This window comes from Chryseobacterium sp. 14P4.3.2, from assembly GCF_057799275.1.
In genome coordinates, this window is sequence record NZ_JBYOKO010000081.1 from 1 (window position 1) to 365 (window position 365).

A 365-nucleotide genomic window follows, 5' to 3' on the forward strand; every position below is an offset into this window, starting at 1 on the left:
AAAGCTTTTACGAAAACTGTGAACGCAGTTCAGTTAGAGTCACCTTTGCCAAAAACAGCGCAGGCGTTCCTGAAATTATTGACACCAACAATTACTATCCTTTTGGTTTAAATCATATCTCAGGGTCGTTTGGCATCTCCAACTTTGGAAGTTTCTACTCCTATAAATATAACGGTAAAGAACTTCAGGAAACAGGTATATATGATTACGGAGCAAGGATGATGATGCCTGACCTGGGAAGATGGGAGCAATGGATGCCATGTCTGAGAAATACAGTTCCTGGAGTCCTTATAACTATGCGGTCAATAACCCTGTGATGGTGATTGATCCGGATGGAAATGATATTCAACCATTATCCGAAGCGC

General features: G+C 41.4%; 1 protein-coding gene. It reads left to right on the forward strand.

Translation table 11 applies throughout. The annotated features are described in order from the left end of the window. The coding region (locus tag AC27VX_RS23885; protein ID WP_488698477.1) for a hypothetical protein at nucleotides 1–317 on the forward strand (317 nt) is incomplete at its 5' end. Nucleotides 318–365: the final 48 nt, after the last annotated feature.